At 73.4% G+C, this 19,688-nt stretch carries 18 protein-coding genes; 8 read left to right on the top strand and 10 right to left on the bottom strand.

The window, feature by feature from the left end; translation table 11 throughout:
• The first annotated feature begins 238 nt into the window (after positions 1-238).
• The gene (locus tag ACFY7E_RS31490) at positions 239-1,564 is read left to right on the top strand and encodes a UDP-glucose dehydrogenase family protein (protein WP_383445323.1); all 1,326 of its coding nucleotides are present in this window, start codon (positions 239-241) and stop codon (positions 1,562-1,564) included.
• 66 nt (positions 1,565-1,630) lie between these two features.
• Here ACFY7E_RS31490 and ACFY7E_RS31485 read toward each other — a convergent pair whose 3' ends face one another.
• Positions 1,631-2,146, bottom strand: coding sequence for a cupin domain-containing protein (locus tag ACFY7E_RS31485; RefSeq protein WP_389490929.1), 516 nt, complete (start codon positions 2,144-2,146; stop codon positions 1,631-1,633).
• 399 nt (positions 2,147-2,545) lie between these two features.
• On the opposite strand from ACFY7E_RS31485, the gene ACFY7E_RS31480 reads away from it, so the two are divergent.
• Together ACFY7E_RS31480 and ACFY7E_RS31475 are read left to right on the top strand one after the other, a co-directional pair.
• Positions 2,546-3,427, top strand: coding sequence for an SGNH/GDSL hydrolase family protein (locus ACFY7E_RS31480; protein WP_389490925.1), 882 nt, complete (start codon positions 2,546-2,548; stop codon positions 3,425-3,427).
• A gap of 138 nt (positions 3,428-3,565) precedes the next feature.
• Positions 3,566-3,946: a VOC family protein gene (locus tag ACFY7E_RS31475; RefSeq protein WP_389490923.1), complete on the top strand. Its 381-nt coding sequence runs from the start codon at positions 3,566-3,568 to the stop codon at positions 3,944-3,946.
• Positions 3,947-3,964: 18 nt separating this feature from the next.
• Here ACFY7E_RS31475 and ACFY7E_RS31470 read toward each other — a convergent pair whose 3' ends face one another.
• The 3 genes from ACFY7E_RS31470 to ACFY7E_RS31460 are packed head-to-tail and all read right to left on the bottom strand — an operon-like array spanning position 3,965 to position 6,827.
• A complete protein-coding gene (locus ACFY7E_RS31470; protein ID WP_389490920.1) occupies positions 3,965-5,167 on the bottom strand; it encodes a dipeptidase in 1,203 nt (400 codons plus the stop codon).
• Positions 5,164-5,691: a 5-(carboxyamino)imidazole ribonucleotide mutase gene (gene purE / locus ACFY7E_RS31465; RefSeq protein WP_389490918.1), complete on the bottom strand. Its 528-nt coding sequence runs from the start codon at positions 5,689-5,691 to the stop codon at positions 5,164-5,166. Before purE ends, ACFY7E_RS31470 begins: the two co-directional genes overlap by 4 nt.
• Positions 5,688-6,827, bottom strand: coding sequence for a 5-(carboxyamino)imidazole ribonucleotide synthase (locus ACFY7E_RS31460; RefSeq protein ID WP_389490915.1), 1,140 nt, complete (start codon positions 6,825-6,827; stop codon positions 5,688-5,690). Before ACFY7E_RS31460 ends, purE begins: the two co-directional genes overlap by 4 nt.
• Positions 6,828-7,037: 210 nt before the next feature.
• Here ACFY7E_RS31460 and ACFY7E_RS31455 point away from each other — a divergent pair, with 210 nt between their 5' ends.
• The gene (locus ACFY7E_RS31455) at positions 7,038-7,553 is read left to right on the top strand and encodes a GtrA family protein (RefSeq protein WP_383445313.1); all 516 of its coding nucleotides are present in this window, start codon (positions 7,038-7,040) and stop codon (positions 7,551-7,553) included.
• A gap of 9 nt (positions 7,554-7,562) precedes the next feature.
• Here the strand turns inward: ACFY7E_RS31455 and ACFY7E_RS31450 are convergent, their stop codons facing one another.
• Together ACFY7E_RS31450 and ACFY7E_RS31445 are read right to left on the bottom strand one after the other, a co-directional pair.
• Positions 7,563-8,834 (bottom strand): ATP-binding protein, encoded by a 1,272-nt coding sequence (locus ACFY7E_RS31450; RefSeq protein WP_383445316.1) that lies wholly within the window; start codon positions 8,832-8,834, stop codon positions 7,563-7,565.
• 42 nt (positions 8,835-8,876) lie between these two features.
• The gene (locus ACFY7E_RS31445) at positions 8,877-9,554 is read right to left on the bottom strand and encodes a response regulator transcription factor (protein ID WP_125664197.1); all 678 of its coding nucleotides are present in this window, start codon (positions 9,552-9,554) and stop codon (positions 8,877-8,879) included.
• 427 nt (positions 9,555-9,981) lie between these two features.
• Here ACFY7E_RS31445 and ACFY7E_RS31440 point away from each other — a divergent pair, with 427 nt between their 5' ends.
• Positions 9,982-11,502, top strand: coding sequence for a peptide MFS transporter (locus ACFY7E_RS31440; RefSeq protein ID WP_389490911.1), 1,521 nt, complete (start codon positions 9,982-9,984; stop codon positions 11,500-11,502).
• A gap of 164 nt (positions 11,503-11,666) precedes the next feature.
• On the opposite strand, the gene ACFY7E_RS31435 is transcribed toward ACFY7E_RS31440, so the two are convergent.
• Positions 11,667-12,089, bottom strand: coding sequence for an ATP-binding protein (locus tag ACFY7E_RS31435; protein WP_383442951.1), 423 nt, complete (start codon positions 12,087-12,089; stop codon positions 11,667-11,669).
• 97 nt (positions 12,090-12,186) lie between these two features.
• Complete coding sequence (locus ACFY7E_RS31430) at positions 12,187-12,555, bottom strand: STAS domain-containing protein (protein ID WP_389490908.1); 369 nt, start codon at positions 12,553-12,555, stop codon at positions 12,187-12,189.
• Between the two features lie 219 nt (positions 12,556-12,774).
• Between ACFY7E_RS31430 and ACFY7E_RS31425 the strand changes: the two genes are divergently transcribed.
• The 3 genes from ACFY7E_RS31425 to ACFY7E_RS31415 all read left to right on the top strand — a co-directional run bounded on the left by ACFY7E_RS31425 (position 12,775) and on the right by ACFY7E_RS31415 (position 17,196).
• Positions 12,775-13,674, top strand: a complete 900-nt coding sequence (locus ACFY7E_RS31425) for an RNA polymerase sigma factor SigF (RefSeq protein ID WP_389490905.1) — start codon at positions 12,775-12,777, stop codon at positions 13,672-13,674.
• 169 nt (positions 13,675-13,843) lie between these two features.
• Entirely contained in the window at positions 13,844-15,028 is a 1,185-nt protein-coding gene (locus ACFY7E_RS31420; RefSeq protein WP_389490902.1) for a DegT/DnrJ/EryC1/StrS family aminotransferase, read from the top strand.
• A complete protein-coding gene (locus tag ACFY7E_RS31415; protein WP_389490899.1) occupies positions 15,025-17,196 on the top strand; it encodes a lipopolysaccharide biosynthesis protein in 2,172 nt (723 codons plus the stop codon). The genes ACFY7E_RS31420 and ACFY7E_RS31415 overlap by 4 nt, the downstream gene beginning before the upstream one ends.
• Here ACFY7E_RS31415 and ACFY7E_RS31410 read toward each other — a convergent pair.
• Entirely contained in the window at positions 17,193-17,627 is a 435-nt protein-coding gene (locus ACFY7E_RS31410) for a hypothetical protein (RefSeq protein ID WP_389490897.1), read from the bottom strand. The two genes, ACFY7E_RS31415 and ACFY7E_RS31410, sit on opposite strands and share 4 nt — an antisense overlap.
• Before the next feature lie 54 nt (positions 17,628-17,681).
• Complete coding sequence (locus ACFY7E_RS31405) at positions 17,682-19,619, bottom strand: hypothetical protein (protein WP_389490894.1); 1,938 nt, start codon at positions 19,617-19,619, stop codon at positions 17,682-17,684.
• Positions 19,620-19,688 lie beyond the last annotated feature (69 nt).

Raw genomic sequence — 19,688 nt, 5'->3', positions numbered from 1 at the left:
ACCGCCGCCGCGAACGGCGCGATCTTCGCCTCCGCCAGCGCACGCACCGACTCCCGGAGCATGTCGTGCTCCTCGGAAGGCCGATACAGGTCGAAATCGCCAGAACCCGCCACGTTCACTCACTCCCAGGCTTGCTAACTACCGTTAAGTAACCCAAATGGTAGGGCGTGACCGGGCCCCCGACCAGGGCACGGCTATGCTCGGGCAGGCATTCAGCCCGACCTCCCTGGAGTACCGCATGGCCCTCAAGATCACCGTGATCGGCACCGGCTACCTCGGCGCCACCCACGCCGCGGCCATGGCGGAGCTGGGCTTCGAGGTGCTCGGGCTCGACGTCGTCCCCGAGAAGATCGAGCTGCTGTCCTCCGGCCGGGTCCCGATGTACGAGCCGGGGCTCGAGGAGCTGCTCGCGAAGCACGTGGCCGGCATCGAGGGGTCGAGCGGCCGGCTGCGGTTCACCACCTCCTGGGAGGAGGTGGGCGCCTTCGGCGACGTGCACTTCGTCTGCGTGAACACCCCGCAGAAGCACGGCGAGTACGCCTGCGACATGAGCTACGTGGACGCCGCCTTCACCTCCCTCGCGGGGGTCGTACGGGAAGGGGCCCTGGTCGTCGGCAAGTCGACCGTGCCGGTCGGCTCGGCCGAGCGGCTCGCGGCCCTGCTCCCGGCCGGCGTCGAGCTGGCCTGGAACCCCGAGTTCCTGCGGGAGGGCTTCGCCGTCGACGACACCCTGCACCCGGACCGGATCGTGGTCGGCGTGCGCGGCGAGCGGGCCGAGAAGCTGCTGCGCGAGGTGTACGCGGTGCCGGTCGGCGAGGGCTCGCCGTTCGTCGTGACCGACTTCCCGACGGCCGAGCTGGTGAAGACCGCCGCGAACTCCTTCCTCGCCACCAAGATCTCCTTCATCAACGCGATGGCGGAGGTCTGCGAGGCCGCGGACGGCGACGTCGCCAAGCTGGCGGAGGCCATCGGCCACGACGACCGGATCGGCGCCAAGTTCCTGCGGGCCGGGATCGGCTTCGGCGGCGGCTGCCTGCCGAAGGACATCCGGGCGTTCATGGCCCGGGCGGGCGAGCTGGGCGCCGACCAGGCGCTGACCTTCCTCCGCGAGATCGACTCCATCAACATGCGGCGGCGCGGCCAGATGGTCGAGATGGCCCGCGAGGCCCTGGGCGGGAACTCCTTCCTGGGCCGCCGGGTCGCCGTCCTCGGCGCCACCTTCAAGCCGGACTCGGACGACGTCCGCGACTCCCCCGCCCTCAACGTGGCCGGGCAGATACACCTCCAGGGCGGCCAGGTCACCGTCTACGACCCGAAGGGCATGGCGAACGCCCGCCGCCTCTTCCCGACCCTGGGATACGCGGACTCGGCCCTGGAGGCCGTGCGCGGGGCGGACGTGGTGCTGCACCTGACGGAGTGGCGCGAGTTCCGCGAGCTGGACCCGGCGGAGCTGGGCGGGGCCGTCTCCGCCCGGATCGTCCTGGACGGCCGCAACGCGCTCGACGCGGCGCGGTGGCGCGGGGCGGGCTGGACGTACCGGGCGATGGGGCGCCCGCGGGCGTAGGCCCCGCGGGGCCCCGGCCCGTCACGCCCCGGCCCGTCACGTTCCCGCCCGTCACGCCCCGGCCCGTCACGCCTCCGGCTCGAAGTCCTCCACGAAGTAGCTGTCGTGCCGGACGCGGAACCGCCTGAGCTCCTCGCCGCCGCGCCGCGCCACCTCCGCGACCCGCTCGAAGTACTCCTCGCGCGGAGCGCCCGGGGAGAAGAGCATGAGCATGGACGTGGGCTCGTCGGTCGCGTTCTTGAAGGCGTGCAGGCCTCCGACCGGCACGTACAGGAAGTCGCCCGCGCGGCCGGTGACCCACTTGTCGCCGTCGTAGAGCTCCAGTTCGCCGGAGAGGACGTAGAAGGACTCGGACATGGCCTTGTGGAAGTGGGGCCTGGCCCCGGCGGCCCGGGGGCCGAGGTCCACCTTGTAGAAGCCGAACTCGCCGCCGGTCGAGGCGTGGGTGGCGAGGTAGTGGGTGGCGCCGCCGGGCGAGGAGAGGTCCGGCGGGGTGTCGGCGGGACGGAAGGTCGCGTTCACCTCGCCCCGGTCGCCGTGGTAGCGGGGCTCGGGATACGCGAAGTCCTCGGGGTGCGACACGTCCTGCTCCTTCGGTGGGTCCGCCGGTCTCCCTCCCTAGGGTGGCCCCCGCCCCCGGGGGCCGGCATCGGGCTCGCGGACGATCTCGGGGCCGGTGGACCGGGGACCGGAGACCTACGGCCCGTCCGGCGGCGCGCCCGGGGCGGGACCGGTGGAGCGCGGACGGCCGGCGGGCCGTGTGCCGCCGCGAACCCGATTCAACGCGCACCATCTTGACGGCGCGTCACGCCGACCCGATATTACGGACGAGTAAGACCGATCGGTAACACCGCGCACAGCGTCCTCGCACTTCCGGTGGCAGGCGGACGGGACCGTCCTGCCGTCGGCACGGTGCGCCTTCCGGCCTTCCCGGCGGCCGACGGGCGCCCGCCCCCCCACCCCGTCACGAGAGGCACCGCCATGCGATCAGTCGCACCGAGCCGCCGCACCCGCACCGCCGCCGCCGTCACCGCCGCCACCGCCCTGCTGACCACCGCCGCCGGTCTCGGCGCCGGTCCCGCCTCGGCCGCCGACACCGCGATCGACCGTTACGTGGCCCTGGGCGACTCGTACGCGTCGGGAGCGGGCGTACCGGACCAGACCGACTCCGCCTGTACGCGCTCCGGCCGCAACTACCCCGCCCTGCTGAACACCGCGCTCTCCCCCTCCGCCCACAGGGACGTCACCTGTGGAGGGGCCACCACGGTCCACATGACCACCGCGCAGAACCCGTCCGCGCCACCGCAGTTCGACGCGCTGAGCGCCGACACGGACCTGGTCACCCTCACCATCGGCGGCAACGACGTCGGCTTCGCCGGCATCATCGTCCGCTGCGTGAGCCTCGGGGTGTTCAACCTGGGCGGCTCGCCCTGCAGGGGCAGCTACACCTGGACGGGCACCGACCGGCTCGCCGCCACCGTCGACGCCACCGCTCCCAGGATCGCCGCGACCCTCGACGGCATCCGGCAGCGCGCGCCCCGCGCCAGGATCCTGGTCACCGGCTACCCGGCGATCCTCCCCGACGACGGCACCAACTGCCCCTGGGTCGCGACCATCGCCAAGGGCGACGCCCCCTGGCTGCGGGACATCCACAAGCGGCTCAACACCGTGATCGCCGCGCAGGCCGCCGCGCACGGGGCCGTCTACGTGGACACGTACGCCAAGTCCGTCGGCCACGACGTCTGCAAGCCGGCCGGGACCCGCTGGATGGAGCCGCTCCTCACCGACGCGGCGGCTCCCTTCCACCCCAACGCGGCGGGCGAGAGGGCCATGGCCGACGCGGTGCTCGCGGCCGTCCGCTGACCGGTCGACGGCGTTCCGCCGGTCCGCGCCCTTCCGGGGACCGGCGGAGGTACGCGCGCGCGGGTGGCCTTGGCGTGCGCGAACGCGGGTAGGGGCGGACGGTGGGAACGCCCCATCCGTACGAGCACGAGGAGAGCCATGCCCGTCGCCACCCTGCGGTCCGTCGTCCTGGACTGTCCCGACCCGATGTCCCTCGCCACCTTCTACGCCGGGATCCTCGGCGGTTCCCCCCGGGCCTCCGAGGACTCCGAGGAGGGGGACTCCTGGGTGACGCTCTCCGGGCACGACGGCACCCAGCTCGCCTTCCAGGAGGTCTCCGGGTACGTCGCGCCGCGCTGGCCCGAGGAGGAGGGCGGGCAGCAGTTCCACCTGGACCTGACCGTGGACGACCTCGACCGGGGCGAGGAGCAGGTCCTCGCGCTCGGCGCCAAGCTGCTGGACGCGGGCGGGCCCGACCGCGACTTCCGCGTGTACACGGACCCGGTCGGGCACCCGTTCTGCCTCTGCGTGGACCGGTAGGAGAGCGGCCCGGGGCGGTCAGGCCGCCGGGCCCTCCAGGGACTCGATCGTCGCGTTCGACGGGGCCGTACGGCCCTTCAGGTCGCGGGAGACGGCCTCCGCGTCGCGCAGGACGCGGACCGCGTTGGACCAGGTCAGCTTGGCCAGGTCCGGGCGCGACCAACCGCGGTGGAGGAGCTCCGCGATCAGGTTCGGGTAGCCGGCGACGTCGTCCAGGCCCGACGGCGTGAAGGCCGTGCCGTCGTAGTCGCCGCCGATGCCGACGTGGTCGATTCCGGCCACCTCGCGCATGTGGTCGAGGTGGTCGGCGACCGTGGCGGCGGTGGCCACCGGGCGCGGGTTCGCCTCCTCGAAGGCGCGGTGCAGCTCCATCGCCCCGGCCGTGGTGTCGAGGTGGTCGAAGCCGTGCGCCCGCAGGTTCTCGTCCGCCCGGACGGTCCACTCGACGGCCGCCGGGAGGACGAACTTGGGCACGAAGGTGGCCATCGCCACGCCGCCGTTGGCGGGCAGCCGCTCCAGGACGTCGTCCGGCACGTTGCGCGGGTGGTCGCAGACCGCGCGGGCCGAGGAGTGCGAGAAGATCACCGGCGCGGCGGTGGCGTCCAGGGCGTCCCGCATGGTCGTCGCCGCCACGTGCGAGAGGTCCACGAGCATGCCGGAGCGGTTCATCTCGCGGACGACCCGCCGGCCGAAGGCGGAGAGCCCGCCGACGCCCGGCTCGTCGGTCGCCGAGTCCGCCCAGTCGTTGTTGTCGTTGTGGGTGAGCGTCATGTAGCGCACGCCCAGGGCGTGCAGCGCGCGCAGGGTGGCGAGGGAGTTGTTGATCGAGTGGCCGCCCTCGGCCCCCTTGAGGGAGGCGATGCGGCCCTGCTTCCGGGCCGCCTCCATGTCGTCCGCCGTCAGGGCGGGCGCCAGGTCCGCCGCGTACCGCTCCAGGAGCTGGTCGACGGCGTCGATCTGCTCCAGGGTGGCGCTGACCGCGTCGTCCCCGGCGAGCCGGCAGGGCACGTACACCGACCAGAACTGGGCGCCCACCCCGCCGGCCCGCAGGCGGGCCAGGTCGGTGTGGAGCGCGCCGGTCTGGTCGGCCGCGATGTCCCTCCGGTCGAGGTCGTAGCGCACCTGCTCGCGCAGGGCCCACGGCAGGTCGTTGTGGCCGTCCACCACGGGGTGGCCGGCCAGCAGCTCGCGCGCCTCCGCGAGGCGGTCGGCGGCGGTCACCGGGCGAAGCCGAAGGACCCGGCGCCCTCGACCTTGGCGCGCAGCCGCTTGCCCTTCTCCGTCGCCTGGTCGTTCAGCTCCTGCTGGAAGGAGCGCATCCGGTCGAGCAGCGCCGGGTCGTGCGCGGCGAGGATCCGGGCGGCGAGCAGGCCCGCGTTGCGGGCGCCGCCGACGGAGACCGTGGCGACCGGGACGCCGGCCGGCATCTGCACGATGGAGAGCAGCGAGTCCATGCCGTCGAGGTACTTCAACGGCACGGGCACGCCGATGACGGGCAGCGGGGTGACGGAGGCGAGCATGCCGGGCAGGTGGGCGGCGCCGCCCGCGCCCGCGACGATCGCCTTGAGCCCGCGGCCCGCGGCCTCCTCGCCGTACGCGATCATCTCGCGCGGCATGCGGTGCGCGGAGACGACGCCGACCTCGTACGGGATCTCGAACTCGTCCAGGGCCTGGGCGGCGGCCTCCATGACGGGCCAGTCGGAGTCCGAACCCATGACGATGCCGACGACGGGGCTGGTGCTCATTCGGTGATCGTTCCTCGCAGGTAGCCGGCGGCGTGGCGGGCGCGCTCCAGCACGTCGTCCAGGTCGTCGCCGTAGGTGTTGACGTGGCCCACCTTGCGTCCGGGCTTCACGTCCTTGCCGTACATGTGGATCTTGAGCTGCGGGTCCCTGGCCATGCAGTGCAGGTACGCGGAGTACATGTCCGGGTAGTCGCCGCCCAGGACGTTGCACATCACGGTCCACCGCGCGCGGGGGCGCGGATCGCCGAGGGGCAGGTCGAGGACCGCCCGGACGTGGTTGGCGAACTGCGAGGTGATCGCGCCGTCCTGGGTCCAGTGGCCGGAGTTGTGCGGGCGCATCGCCAGCTCGTTGACCAGGATGCGGCCGTCCGCGGTCTCGAACAGCTCCACGGCGAGGTGGCCGACGACGCCCAGCTCCCGGGCGATCCGCAGCGCCAGCTCCTGGGCCTGTCCGGACAGCTCCTCGGACAGGTCGGGGGCGGGCGCGATCACGGTGTCGCAGACGCCGTCGACCTGGCGGGACTCGACGACCGGGTAGGCGACGGCCTGGCCGTGCGGGGAGCGGACGATGTTCGCCGCCAGCTCGCGCGTGAAGTCGACCTTCTCCTCCGCGAGGACGGGCACACCGGCCAGGAAGGGGTCGCGGGCGTCCTCGGGCGAACGCACGAACCAGACGCCCTTGCCGTCGTAGCCGCCGCGCACGGTCTTGAGGATGATCGGGAAGCCCCCGACCTCGGCCGCGAAGGCCTCCGCGTCCGCCGGGTCCGCGACGATGCGGTGGCGCGGGCTCGGCGCGCCGATCGCGTCGAGCCGGGCGCGCATCACCCCCTTGTCCTGCGCGTGCACCAGTGCGTCGGGCCCCGGGCGGACGGGGATGCCGTCCGCCTCCAGGGCCCGCAGGTGCTCGGTGGGGACGTGCTCGTGATCGAAGGTGATCACGTCGCATCCGCGCGCGAAGTCACGCAGCGTGTCCAGGTCGCGATAATCGCCGACGACGGCCTCGCTCACCACCTGGGCCGCGGAGTCCTGCGGAGTGTCACTGAGGAGCTTGAACTTGATGCCGAGGGGGATGCCCGCCTCGTGGGTCATACGGGCGAGCTGACCGCCACCGACCATGCCGACTACCGGAAACGTCACCCTCTTAGGGTATCCGCACCATCGGGGAACACTCGTCCGGCTGTGGTTTGCCACAAGGATCAAGGACGGGACCGGGGAGGAGCACGGGCGGAGGGGCGAGGTTCGGCCACGGTTCGTGCGGTACCCCGGCACGCGCCGGAGGCCCTGGTTAGCATGGACTGGTTGACGTCACCCGGGCGTCACCCGGACGGACGGGACAGAGCCATCACCATGAGTGAACCCGGCGCGCTGCGCACGCGACTCGACCGGCTCTTCCGCGAGGTCGCGAAGTTCGGGGTGGTGGGCGGCCTCGGCGTCCTCGTGAACCTCGCCGTCTTCAACCTGGTCCGCCACGCGACGGAACTCCCGGTGGTGCGGGCCAGCCTGATCGCCACCGTGGTCGCGATCGTCTTCAACTACGTGGGGTTCCGCTACTTCACGTACCGCGACCGGGACAAGTCGGGACGGACCAAGGAACTGACGCTGTTCCTGCTGTTCAGCCTGGTCGGCCTGGTCATCGAGAACGGCGTGCTCTACACGGCGACGTACGGCCTCGGCTGGGACGGCCCGCTGGCGAGCAACTTCTTCAAGTTCTTCGGGATCGGGGTCGCGACCCTGTTCCGCTTCTGGTCGTACCGCACCTGGGTCTTCCGCGCCCTGCCGGCGAAGGAGGCCGTGCAGACCGCCGAATCGTTCCTGGAGCAGGCGCCGCGGCAGGCGACCCGCCGCCAGCCCGACCGGGTCTGACCGGGCCGTTCACCGTACGGGGCGGTCCGCGGGGCGCTCCGAGGGGCTTCTGACCTCGCGGCTCAGGAAGAGCGCGAAGACCGGCGGCTGCTGCTGGAGGAGCTCCAGGCGCCCGCCGTCCGCCTCCGCGAGGTCGCGGGCGACCGCCAGGCCGATGCCGGTGGAGCTGCGGCCGCTGACGGCCCGCTCGAAGATCCGCGCGCCGAGGTCGGCCGGGACGCCGGGCCCCTCGTCGGTGACCTCGATCACGGACTGGTTGCCGGTGACCCGGGTCCGCAGGGCGACCGTGCCGCCGCCGTGCATGAGCGAGTTCTCGATCAGGGCGGCGAGGACCTGGGCGACCGCCCCCGGGGTGCCTACGGCCCGCATCCCCTGCTTGCCGGAGTGCACGACGGCCCGCCCCGCGCTGCGGTAGGCCGGCCGCCACTCCTCGATCTGCTGCTTGACGACCTCGTCCAGGTCGAAGGCGACGGCGGAGCCGGTGCGGGGGTCGCGGGAGTTGGTGAGGAGCCGCTGCACCACGTCGGTGAGCCGCTCGACCTGGGTGAGCGCGATCGTCGCCTCCTCCTTGACCGTGTCCAGGTCGTCGGCGAGGGCGACCTCCTCCAGGCGCATGGAGAGCGCGGTGAGGGGGGTGCGGAGCTGGTGGGAGGCGTCGGCGGCGAGCCGGCGCTCGGCGGTGAGCATCCTGGCGATCCGCTCGGCGGAGGCGTCGAGGACGTCCGCGACCCGGTCCAGCTCGGGCACCCCGTACCGCTTGTGCCGGGGGCGCGGGTCGCCGGAGCCGAGGCGTTCGGCGGTCTCCGCGAGGTCGGTGAGCGGGGAGGCGAGCCTGTTGGCCTGCCGTACGGCGAGGAGGACGGCGGCGACGACGGCGAGCAGGGCCACCGCGCCGATGATCAGGAGGGTGCGGCCGACCTCGGCGGTGACGGCCGAGCGGGACTCCTCGACGGTCACGGTCTCGCCGCGCTCGCCCTCGGCGGAGCCGCGGATGACCTCGCCCTCGGGGCGCTCCCCGATCGTGATCGGGTCGCGGCCGGGGATGCGGATCTGCGCGTACCGCTTGGCGCCGCTCTGCTCGGCGAGGATGTCCGGGTTGACCGGCTCGCCGCCGATGAGCCGGCTGTCGACGATGGAGACGATCCGCAGCGCCTCGGAGTCCACGCTCTCCTGGGCGCTGCCGGCGATCGTGCGGGTCTCCACGATGACGAGGGAGACGCCGAAGACGGCGATGACGACGAGCACCACGGCGAGCGTGGAGTTGATCAGACGGCGGCGCACGGCTGCTTCTCCCTGAAGGGTCCGGCTCTTCCCGAAAAGGTTCTAGCTCTTCTCGAAGCGGAAGCCGACGCCGCGCACGGTGGCGATGTAGCGCGGGTTCGCCGCGTCGTCGCCGAGCTTCTTGCGCAGCCACGAGATGTGCATGTCGAGGGTCTTGGTGGAGGACCACCAGGTGGTGTCCCAGACCTCGCGCATCAGCTGGTCGCGGGTGACGACCCGGCCGGCGTCCCGGACGAGGACCCGGAGCAGGTCGAACTCCTTGGCGGTGAGCTGGAGCTCCTCGTCGCCCATCCAGGCGCGGTGCGACTCGACGTCGATCCGGACGCCGTGGGTGGAGGGGGCGGCGACGGGCTCGGTGGCGCCGCGCCGCAGCAGGGCCCGGACCCGGGCGAGGAGCTCGGCGAGCCGGAAGGGCTTGGTGACGTAGTCGTCGGCGCCCGCGTCGAGCCCGACGACGGTGTCGACCTCGTCGGCGCGCGCGGTGAGCACCAGGATGGGGATCGCGTGCCCCTCGGCGCGCAGTCGCCGGGCGACCTCGAGACCGTCCATGCCGGGGAGGCCCAGGTCGAGCACGACCAGGTCGACGCCGCCCTGCAGGCCGGCGTCGAGCGCGGTGGGGCCGTCCTCGCGGACCTCGACCTCGTACCCCTCCCTCCGCAGGGCGCGGGCCAGCGGTTCCGAGATGGATGCGTCGTCCTCGGCGAGCAGTACACGGGTCATGGGGTGATGGTAGTCCGCACGGCCCCCGGCCCGGGGCGCGATGCGTGGAGCCCGGGGAGGACCTGGGGATCTTTCGGCCATCCTGTGTGGGACCTTCGAATGGCCTTGTACGGTTGCGCTTGCGCCTGTGATCCATGTCTCAAGTCCTTCCATATCCGGCACTGTCGTGTCGTATGGTGGCGAGACGTCTGTAGCGGTATTCGGGGACCTTCGGCCGGCTTGGTGGGTCGGGGTCCTCTTTTCTGCGTGAGGCGGGCACCGCCCCCCTCGACGACGGCGAATGACCTGTGGGCCGGGTCCCGGGACGTGACGACGCGTCTCCCGGGGCGTGGATCCCGGTGGAGTTCCACGATTCCCCCGGTGCCGGCCTCCCCCACCGGGCGCACCCCGCTCACAAGGCGAGCGTCCCGACAGAGCAAGGATCGACATGGCGTCCAGCCTGACGACGGCTTCCTCCGGAGCCCCCGGTTCCGAGAAGACGTTCTTCGGCCACCCCCGCGGCCTGGCCACTCTCTTCATGACCGAGATGTGGGAGCGCTTCTCCTACTACGGCATGCGGGCACTTCTCGTTCTGTACCTGGTCTCCGGCGGCGCGGACGCCGCGACCGGCAGCCAGGGTGGCGGCCTCGCCATGACGGCGGCCACGGCGACGGCCATCTACTCCGTGTACGTCTCGATGGTCTACCTCATGGCCATGCCCGGCGGCTGGTTCGGCGACCGCGTCTGGGGCGCCCGCAAGACCGTCGCCATCGCCGGGTTCGTGATCATGGCCGGTCACGCCTCGCTGGCCATCCCCGGCCAGGCGATGTTCTTCGTCGGCCTCGCGCTCGTCGCGGCCGGCTCGGGCCTGCTCAAGGCCAACATCTCCACGATGGTCGGCCACCTCTACGACGGCCCGGACGACCCGCGCCGCGACGGCGGCTTCACGCTCTTCTACGTCGGCATCAACCTCGGTGCCTTCGTGGCGCCGTTCGTGGTCGGCACGGTCGGCGAGAAGGTCAACTGGCACCTCGGCTTCGCGCTCGCCGCGGTCGGCATGGGCCTGGGCCTGCTGCAGTTCCTCCTCGGCACGAAGAACCTCAGCCCGAAGAGCGAGGTCGTCCCGAACCCGCTCTCCCCGGCCGAGCGCAAGGGCATGCTGGTCAAGGTCGCGCTCGTCGTCGTGCTCGCCGCCGTCTTCTACGGCGTCGTCGTCGCCCTCGGCGTGTACACCCTGAACTGGGCGCTCGTCCCGATCACCCTCGCCGGCCTGATCATCCCGGTCGCCGTCCTCGTCCGCATCAAGCGCGACAAGGACCTCGACAAGTCCGAGCAGTCGAAGATGACCGGCTACATCTGGTTCTTCGTCGCCGCCGCCATCTTCTGGATGATCTACGACCAGGGCGGCTCGACCCTGTCGCTGTTCGCGGACGACAAGACCGCCGACACCGTCTTCGGCTTCGGCTTCCCGGCCACCTGGTACCAGTCCCTGAACCCGCTGTTCGTCATGGCGCTGGCCCCGGTCTTCGCCTGGCTGTGGCTGTGGCTGGCGCGCAAGAACCAGGAGCCGAACACCATCGTGAAGTTCGCGATGGGCCTGGTCCTGGTCGGCGCGTCCTTCTTCGTCTTCGTCGTGCCCATGAACATGGCGGGCGACGGCACGAAGGTGTCCCCGATGTGGCTCGTCTCGATCTACATGATCCAGACCATCGGCGAGCTGTGCCTCTCCCCGGTCGGCCTCTCCGTCACCACGAAGATGGCGCCGCAGAAGTACGCGTCCCAGATGATGGGCGTCTGGTTCCTCGCCGTCACCGCCGGTGACTGCACCACCGGTCTGCTCTCGCTGGCCGGCGTGGACCTGAACGGGACCGGGATCATCGCCCTGGAGGCCGCTCTGGCCGTCTTCGCGGGCTTCGCGATCTACATGTACCGCAAGAAGGTCCAGAAGCTCATGGGCGACGTCCACTGACGCCGTCCCGCCGCTCACGCAGGAGGCCGCCGCACCGATCCGGTGCGGCGGCCTCCGTCGTCTCATGACCCCTGTCGCGGGCGCCTGTGGGCCTGCGGGGCTCCTCGTGGCCCCCGTTGGCCCGACGGCCCTCCACGGCCCTCTGACGGCCTTCCGCGGCCCCGTCAGTCGCCGGGAGCCGAGATCTCGGCCCAGACCGTCTTGCCGGGGGCTCCGGGCGTGCGGTCGATGCCCCAGTCGCGGCAGAGCCGCTGGACGATGAACATGCCGTGGCCGCCGGGGCGCCCGGCGCGGTGCGGGGTGCGGGGGGCGGGCTGGCCGGCGCCGCGGTCGGTGACCTCCAGGCGCAGCACCTTGGGCAGCCGCAGGACGCGCAGGCTGTCGGGCCCGTCGGCGTGCAGGCAGGCGTTGGTGACCAGCTCGGAGACGACCAGGAGGACGTCCTCGGCGGCGGCCCTGCGGTCGGCGGTGTCGGCGGGCAGCCAGCCCCACTCGTGGAGCGCCGTCCGCGTGAAGTCGCGGGCGAGCGGCACCGTGCCGCTGGTATCGCCGAGGGCGAGCGTACGGACGTCGGAAGCTTGGTCCATCAGCGCTTCACCTCACCGATCGACGGGACTGGGGCAGGACGTGCGGGACGTGCGGGATCCGGGCCGGGCCGGAGCCGGCGGCCCGGTCCGACGGGGCTCATTCGGGGAGTGCCGTCGCGAGCGTGTCGTGGAGGGTGAAGACGGTGTCCGCGCCCGTGATGTGGAACACCCGGGCCACCGCGGGCCGCATCCCCACCAGGTGCACCGCACCGCCGGCGGCGTCCGCCCGCAGCCGGGCGCCGAGCAGGACGTTGAGCCCGGTCGAGTCGCAGAACTCCAGACCGGAGCAGTCGACGACGAGCCGCGAACGGCCCTCGTCCAGTGCCCCGTCCAGGGGTTCGCGCAGGAGCTCCGCGGTGTGGTGGTCGAGTTCGCCCACCGGGGTGAGGACTTCGCTCTCCCCCACGGTCCGCGTCTCGACCCGCAGCCGCGCGGGCAGTGCGCTGCCGATGTGTTCGCGGTCCATGGCCGTGCCTCTTCTCGCTCTCGCGGATGCCGACTGACGTCCTCGAACACTACAAGCGGGCAGGCCTTCGATGCACACAGGGTCCGTCTCATAACGGGCCGGACGGGATCAATGGCACTTGCAACCTTCGAGGTCGAGCAGGTAGGGCTAGAGGAAACACCCGAAACGGCCGGCTCGGAGGCGCCGCAAACCGCTGCGAGAAGAACCCGAAGGAGACCCATGTCACCCCGGCTCGACGCCACGCGTACCCCCGACGCGCCGTCGGCAACCCTTTCCGTCGACCACGCCACCCCCCTCCCGGACGAGCTCGCCGACCGGCTGCTCGACCGGCCCCTCGGCCGGATCGGTCCGGTCGACGCGCGCGCCCTGTCGAAGGACCTCTTCGCCCGCCTCGCGGAGCTGGAGGAAGGCACCCACGACCACGCGTACGTCCGCAACACCCTCGTCGAACTCAACCTCGCCCTGGTCCGCTTCGCCGCCGCCCGGTTCGGCACCCGCAGCGAACCGATGGAGGACATCGTCCAGGTCGGCACCATCGGCCTCATCAAGGCGATCGACCGCTTCGAGCTCTCCCGCGGCGTCGAGTTCCCCACCTTCGCGATGCCGACCATCATCGGCGAGATCAAGCGCTTCTTCCGCGACACCTCCTGGTCCGTGCACGTGCCCCGCCGGCTCCAGGAGCTCCGCCTCGACCTCGCCCGGGCCACGGACACCCTCTCCCAGCGTCTGGACCGCTCCCCCACCGTCGCCGAGCTCGCCGAGGAACTCGGCATCGCGCCGGAGGAGGTCGTCGAGGGCATGACGGCGAGCAACGCGTACACCGCGAGCTCGCTCGACGCCCAGCCCTCCGAGGAGGACGGCGGTGGCGGCGAGGCCGCGCTCGCCGACCGGCTCGGCTACGAGGACAACGGCATCTCCGGCATCGAGTACATCGCCTCCCTCAAGCCGATGATCGCCTCGCTGCCCTCCCGCGAGCGGCAGATCCTCTCCCTGCGCTTCGTCTCCGGCATGACCCAGTCGGAGATCGGCGAGGAGCTCGGCATCTCCCAGATGCACGTCTCCCGGCTGCTGGCCCGCACCCTCACCCGGCTGCGGCAGGGCCTCACTCTGGAGGAATGACCTCCCGGGAGAAGCCCGACCCGTCAGGATGACGGGGGAGAGGGCCCGTTCACGGTCTGCCGACCCTGGACGGGCCCTTTCGCGCAGCACCACCCGTACGGTCGGGGGGCGTTGTTGACGCGCCGCCCGGACGGGGCCACATTGAGCCCGGGTTTCAGGGGGGAATCACATGGTTTCTGCGTACGCGGAACTGGAAGGGCGGATGCGCGACCGGCTCGGGGGCGGGGAGTGCCTCTACGTGCCGTCGTGCCGCCTCGGCCTCTACCTCGCGCTGCGCCACTGGTGCGCACCCGGCGGCAGGGTGCTGATGTCGCCGGTCAACGACGACGTCATCCTCTTCGTCGTCCTCGCCGCCGGCCTCCGCCCGGTCCAGGCGCCGCTCGACCCGCGCGACGGATCCCTCGACGCGGCGGCCGTCCCCGAATCCGTCTGGAGCGGCCTGTCCGCCGTCCTCACGACCAATCTGTACGGGAACCCCGACCCGGCACCGGAGCTGCGGGAGCGCTGCGACCGGCTCGGCGTCCCGCTGATCGAGGACGCGGCCCACGCGATCGGCTCCACCGTCGGCGGACGCCCGGTCGGCACGTACGGCGAGGCGTCCGTCTTCAGCCTCTCCAAGCACGTCCGCGCCGGGACGGGCGGCTTCCTCGCCCTCGCCGACCCGGCCCGGCGCGACGAACTGGCCGCCGCCCGCGACGCCTTGCTGCACCCGGCCCGCGCCACCGCCGAAATCGCCTTCCTCGCACGGCCGTACGCGGAGGCCGCCGTGCGCGGGCTGCGCCTGACCGGGGCCGCCCGCGCCGCGCTGCGGGCGCTCGGCCGGGAGGAGCGGGAGGGGATACGGATGCCGCTCCGGCCCGACGCCCTGGAGCGGGCGCTCCCGGCCGCGCCCGCGCTCGCCCCCTTCCACTCCTGGGTCCGCGTCGACATGCACGACTACCGGCTCCGGCCGGGCGCCGCCCGGCTCCGCCGCACCGGGCGCCGGCTGGCCCGGCTCGACACCGTCCTCGACGCCCACCGGGCGGGCACCGCACGGCTCCTGGCCAGCGAGTACGGCTCCGGAGGCGAGGCGCGGCCCCTGTTCCGGGTGCCGCTGCTCGTCGAGGACCGGGACGCGGCCGTCGCCGCCCTCGCCCGGCGCCGGATCACCACCGGCTACCTCTACGACCCGCCGCTCGACGCCTACGCGGGCGGGCGCTTCACCGACCCCTCGCCCGCGCCGGAGCCGGCCGCCTGGTTCGCCCGGCACGCCCTGCCCGTGGACCCGCGCCGCGCGGACGAGGCGCTCGCCGTGCTGCGCGCCTCCGGAGCCCGGCCCGCCGTCCCCTCGCCCGCCCCCGGCGGCGCCCGGTGACCGGGGCCGTACGGCCCCGGGACGCCGGCCCGGCCGCCCCGGGACGGCCCGGGGCCGGTGTCTCCGGGACGCAGGGCGACGGCGGCTCCCCCGGCGAGGACTCGCTCTTCCGCAACGCCTACGCGCTCATGCTCTCCACCGGCGTCTCCGCCGCCCTCGGCCTCGGCTTCTGGCTGGTCGCCGCCCGTTACTACACCGAGGAGGCCGTCGGGCAGGGCTCCGCCGCCATCGCCGCCCAGCGGATGCTCGCCTCCCTCACCGCCACCACCCTCGCCGGCGCGGTCGTCCGCTACGTCCCCCGGGCCGGCCGCGCCACCGGCCCGCTCGTCGTCCGCCTCTACGTGCTCAGCACGGTCGTGGTGGCCGCCGCCTCCGGGACCTTCCTGCTCACCCTGGACCTGTGGGGACCTTCGTACGCCCCGCTCGGCACCCTCTCCGCCGGCCTCTTCTTCACCCTGTCCTCCGTGGGCTGGGCGCTGCTCACCCTCCAGGACGGAGTCCTCACCGGGCTGCGGAAGGCCTTCTGGGTGCCGGTGGGCAACGCCGTCTTCTCCGTCGGCAAGCTGGTCCTGCTCGTCGTCCTCGCCGCCGCCCTGCCCGTCCTGGGCGTCTTCGTCTCCTGGGCGGCGGCGATCGCGCTCTCTACGGTCCCGCTGGCCTGGCTGGTCTTCCGCCGGCTCATCCCGCGGCAGGCCCGCGCCGACCGGGACCGCGAGCCCCCCACGTACCGCGAGATCGGACGGTTCGTCGCCGGGGACGCGGTCGGCGCCTTCTTCAGCCTGGTCATGATCAGCCTGCTGCCGGTCATGGTCGCGGTCCGCTTCGACGCCGCGCACAACGCCTTCTTCTACACGGCGTACACCGTCGGCGGCACCATGGAGTTCATGGCCATCAACATGGCCTCCTCGCTCACCGCGCACGCCTCGCACAGCCCCGATTCCCTCGCCGGGGGCGTCCGGGGCGCGCTGCGCCGCATGGTGCTGCTGCTCGTCCCGGTCGTCCTCGTCCTGGTCCTCTTCGCGCCGCTGGTCCTCGCCCCCTTCGGCCGGGGCTACACCGACAACGGCTCCACGGTGCTGCGACTGCTCGCCGCCGGGGCGCTCCCCCGGGTCGCGGTGGAGCTGTACATCGGCGTCCTCCGCGTCCAGGGCCGCACCGGCGCGCTCACCGCCGTCCAGGGCGGCATGTGCGTCCTGGTGCTGGGGGGCGCGGCCCTGCTGCTCGGCCCCCTGGGCATCGCCGGGGCCGGCTGGGCGCTCCTCGGCGGGATGACGGTGACGGCCGCGGCGTGCGTGCCGGGGCTGCGGGCGGTGCTGAAGGGCCGCGGGCCGGAGACCCCGGCGGCGCCCGCCGCCCCCGACGACGACGGGTACGGCACGAACTGGGCGCGGGAGAGCGCGTACCTGCGCTCCACGGCCGCCCAGGACGCGGTGACGCCCGCGTACGGCATACCGGTGTACGTGCCCGGGCGGCGGGGCCCCGGGCCCGTGCCCGGCGCGCGGCCGGTCCCGGCGCCGGATCCGCGGCGGAGGGCGGGCGGTGCGGACCGCCCGGGGACGGCTTCCGGGCCGCGGCGTACGGCCCCGGCGGAACCGGCTCCCGACCACGGCCGGACGGCGGCCGGGCTGTGGCTGCTCCTCGGCCTGGCCGCCGGGCTGTTCTGGCTGCCGCTCGCCGGTGCCGGCGCGCTCGACGTGGAACGGCTCTCCGGGACGGCCCTGCTGACCGCGCTCCCGCCCATCACGCTCGCCGCCGGGCTGCTGCTCGTCGCCCTCCAGGGCGTCGCCGTCGGAGTCCGCGCCTTCCGGCCCTCGTACGCCGGAACGGTCCTGCTCACCACCTTCCTCGCCCTGCACACCGCCCCGCCGCTGCTCGGCCTGCGCCCGGCCGGGGCGGGCGGTCCCGGGGCGACGCTCCTGGGCGAGGGGGCGGGGCGGGCCGTCGCCCCGATCGTGCTCCAGGCGCTGTGTCTGCTGCTCACGACCGTGCTGCTGAGGGCGGTCGGGACGGGCGCGCGGGTCACGGCCGGGGTGGTGTGGGTGCTGGTCTGGGCGGGCTGGGCGGGACAGCAGGCCTTCGCCGCCGCCCCGCTCCCGCTCCTCCTCGGCCTGGCCGGGGCCACGATGGCGGTGTGCGCCTTCCGGGGGCTGACCTCGGACAGGCCCTAGGGGGCGTCTTGTCGAGCGGGCCGGATCGGGGAGCGGTGTCCGGCGCCGTCCCGCTCGACGGCGCCGCGTGTGGCCGCCGGCAGCGGCACGCCGGGCAGGGCGGCGGCGACGCTCACGAAGAGGGCGAGGACGACGAGGAAGACCGTCGGGGAGAAGGACTTCGTCAGGAACAGGGTGGTCGCGGCGAGGGTCGCCACGGAGAGGCTGACGGGCGCGGCGAGCGCCAGGGCCTCCAGGCGGGCGCCGGGTCGCAGCCCGGGGGGCTGCGGGAGCATCAGGGCGAGGCCGGGCGCGAGGACGACGAAGGCGAGGACGGGGATCCAGCGCAGCGGGGAGCCGCCGGGGAACGCGGTCGCGGCGAGGGCGATCCATCCGGAGGCCGCGAGGGCGGCTCTGCGCCGGACGCGCGGGGTCGGACGCGGGTGGGCCATGGCGTGTCTGCTCCTCGTGCGTGCGGTCTGCGGCGGGATGTGCCCGGCGGGTGTTCAGCCGCCGGTCGTGGGGCGGTGGCGGAGGACGAGGCCGTACCGGCTCTCCTCCACGACCTCGAACAGCGGGGATTCCCTGAGCGCCTCGCGGAGGGTGTCGAAGCCGCCCTCCGGCAGGTAGCCCTCGCCGATGACGGCCTCGCCCTGGGTGGGGGTGAGGATCACGTAGGCCGGGCGGCCCTCGGGGATGCCGCCGGCGAGGTAGCCGGCCGGGTCCTTCAGCATGCGGAGGTTCTCCTCGACCTCCTGCTCGGTGAAGAACCAGCGGTCGTAGCGGTCGTAGCGGTAGTACGAGTCGGCGAAGGCGCCGGTGGCGGCGATGATCAGCGCTCCCTCCGGCGCCCGGTCGAAGGCGCGGCGGGTGAGCGCGGTCTCGCCGGGCGGCGCGTAGTGCATGCCCTCCTTGCCGTAGTACGAGGGGAGGAAGCCGGCCAGCATGACGATCAGGGTGACCGGCAGGGCGGCGGCGGCGACGCGGCGGGCGTTCGCGGCGGCGCGGCTCGCGGCCCCGACGGCGGGGACGAGCGCCGCGGCGGCGAAGAAGGCCGCGCCGGGCAGGCCGAAGAGGTAGACGCGGAAGACCATCTCGCCGCCGTAGTCGTTGACGGCGAACATCGGGAGGGGCGCCGCGGCGGTGAGCACCAGCGGCAGGGCGCTGCGGGCCAGCCTGCGGCGGAGCAGGACGGCGGCGGCGGCGAGCACGCCGAGGGCGAGGACCATCAGGACGTTGGCGTCGCCGACCAGCTCCGGGCCGGGGCCCGTGGGGTCGCCCGCGAAGCCGGGGCGGGAGTTGGCCAGGAGGTCCCCGGCCTTCTCGCGCAGGGTGCCGAGGGTGTCGAGGAAGAGCTCCCGGCCCATGGTGAGGTTCCAGGTCAGCGTGATCAGACCGGTGGTGACGAGGAGCCCGAGGTTGCGGTGACGGCGGGTGAGACACAGGACGGAGAGGCTCGCGCACAGCATCACGGGGGTGAGCTGGTGCGAGGCGTTGACGGTGGCGACGATCGGGACGAGGAAGAGGACGGCGACCGCCCGCTGCCGGGTGGTGGTGGGCGGCGGTACGGACGCGGCGGCCGGGTCCAGGGCGGAGCGGTCGCGCAGCGCGCCGGCCGAACCGGGCAGGACGAAGTGCCGGACGACGACGGCGAGGACGGTGAGGTGGAGCAGGTACGAGAAGCCCTGGGGGGAGAGGTAGTCCTGGCCGACCCAGTTCGCCAGCTGGAAGATCCACACTCCGGTCCACACCAGCCGCCAGTCGTCGGTGAACGTGCGGTAGACGAGGACGAGGAGGGGCACGACGAGCAGGCCGAGCGCGACCGGGGCCCAGTTGATGAACGAGGCGGCGGTGTCGACGCCGAAGGCGCGGACGAGGGCCGCGTCGAGGGAGAAGAAGCCGGGCCACTGGTCGTAGGCCGCCATGCCGCCGGAGGGCTCGCGCCCGGAGGGGACGGTGTCCTCGGCGAGGAGCCTGCTGATGATCGCGTCGTGCTTGGACGCCCAGGCGTAGCGGACGGTGTCGTAGAGGATCGCGGGCGGCGCCTTGAGGGCGACGAGCATCGCCGCGCAGTAGGCGGCGGGCCAGAGGGGCGCGGTGCCCGCACGCCGCAGGGTGAGGACGAAGCCGCCGGTGAGGACGACGAGCGCGGCGTAGAAGCCGGGGGGGAACCGGTCGAGGAGACCGAACTCCTCGATGCTCCGGAAGTCGGTGCGGGGCAGCGCCCACAGCCAGAGCGCGGTGGCGAGGACGAGGGGGGCCAGGGCGAGGGCGGCCGGGGAGCGGAGCGCGGCGGCGCGGCCGGTCCGGCGGCCGGGGGCCGGGGTTCCGCCGGCGTCGTGATCCCGGTCTTCGCCTTCCACGGCCCCCCGGCCCGGCACGGAGGGCCGGGCCGGGGCACCGCCGCTCCCGGTCACCGGTGTCGAGGGCACGTGGTGCTGCACGACGGCTCTCCTCCCACGGCACCCTCGGCGAACCGAAGGAACGCGCTTCGGTCATATACGCACATTCGA

Source organism: Streptomyces sp. NPDC012825 (genome assembly GCF_042900925.1).
GTDB lineage: Bacteria > Actinomycetota > Actinomycetes > Streptomycetales > Streptomycetaceae > Streptomyces.
Note: the sequence above shows the minus strand (reverse complement) of the source record. Positions and strands in the feature narration are given on the sequence as shown.